This window comes from Frankia sp. AiPs1 (genome assembly GCF_023716945.1).
Lineage (GTDB): Bacteria > Actinomycetota > Actinomycetes > Frankiales > Frankiaceae > Frankia.
Genome location: NZ_JAMQQF010000886.1, coordinates 1 through 1,611, shown reverse-complemented (window position 1 = coordinate 1,611; position 1,611 = coordinate 1). Strand labels below are relative to the sequence as shown.

Below are 1,611 nucleotides of genomic sequence, written 5' to 3'. Positions count from 1 at the left end.
GGCCCACCCCGCCGGCCCTGCCGGCCCCGCCGATCCCGCCGGTGGCGCGACGGGCGCTCCCGGCGGTGCGACCGCGGCGTTGCCCGTCGATCTGGACGCCCAGCTCGACGCCGCCGAGGACGTTCTCGCCGCAGCTACCGCGGAGCTGGCCGGAGCGAAGGCGTGGAAGCACTGCCTGGAACGGATGGGCGCCGAGCAGTCCGCCGCGCTGCGCGCCTACGCCGACACCGTCGCCGCCGGCGGCACGCTGGCCGGCCGGCACGCCGAGCGCTACCGGCAGGCCGCCCGGGAGGCGATGGAGATCGCCCAGACGGCGGTGCCGGCGTGGGTGATGCCGATCCGGGAGGTGCTGTCGACCATCCCCGCGGTCCGCGACAGCTTCGACGTCGTCATCGTCGACGAGGGCAGCCAGGCCGGGCTGGACAGCCTGTTCCTGCTGTGGCTGGCGCCCCGTGTGATCGTCGTCGGCGACGACCGCCAGTGCACCCCGCCGGTCGACCCGGCGCAGGAGCTCGATCCGGTCCTCGACCGACTCGACGCCCTGCTGCCGGACGTGCCGGCCTGGCTGCGCGTCGGTTTCAGCCCGCGGTCCAGCCTGTTCAGCCTGCTGCGGACCCGCTTCGGCGAGGTGATCCGGCTGCGGGAGCACTTCCGCTGCATGCCCGAGATCATCGAATGGTCGTCGGCGATGTTCTACCGGGACGCGCCGCTGCTGCCGCTGCGCCAGTTCGGCGCGGATCGGCTGACGCCGCTGGTCGCGCGGTTCGTCCCGCACGGGTTCACCAAGGCCACCCCGACGGGACCGCGCAACCCGGCCGAGGCCGAGGCGCTGGTCGCGCAGGTCCTGGCCTGCGCCGAGGACCCCCGTTACACCGGGCTCAGCTTCGGGGTCGTGGTCACCCAGGGCACCGCGCAGGGCACGCTGATCCGCGACCAGCTCGCGGAGCGGATGTCGGCCGCCGAGCACCTGCGCCGCCGGTTGCGGGTGGGCACGCCGGCCGACTTCCAGGGCGACGAGCGCGACGTCGTGTTCCTGTCGCTGGTCGTCGCGCCGGGCGACCGTCCGGTCCCGCTGACCCGGCTGGAGTACCAGCGGCGATTCAACGTGGCGGCCTCCCGGGCGCGCGACCAGGTCTGGCTGTTCCATTCGGTGGCGCCGGCCGACCTTGACCACCAGGACCTGCGCCACAGCTATCTCAGCTACGTGCTGTCCGCGGCGCGCCCGGCCGCGCCGCTGCCCGGCGTGGCGCCGCCGCTCACCGAGGTTGCCACGGACCGCCCCCATCCGGCCTTCGGTTCGCTGTTCGAGCAGCGGGTGTTCCGCCACCTCGCCGGCCGCGGCTACCTCGTCACGCCACAGGTGGAGGTCAACGGCCGGCGGGTCGACCTGGTCGTCGCGGGCGGGCGGGCGCGGCTCGCGGTCGAGTGCGACGGCGACGTCGGCCCCGGACCGGCGGAAATCGCCCGCGAGTTCGACCGCGAACGGGAGCTGCGCCGGGCGGGGTGGCGGTTCTGGCGGGTCCGCCAGTCCGACTTCGAGCTCGACCCCGAGGCGGCGCTGGCCTCGCTGTGGCCGCGGCTGGCCGCCGCCGGGATCGCCCCGAACCCGGC

General features: G+C 75.3%; 1 protein-coding gene. It reads left to right on the top strand.

All coding sequences use genetic code 11. The annotated features are described in order from the left end of the window. Positions 1–1,611: AAA domain-containing protein (locus tag ND748_RS31590; RefSeq protein ID WP_251749950.1), on the top strand; the 1,611-nt coding region annotated here is incomplete at both ends.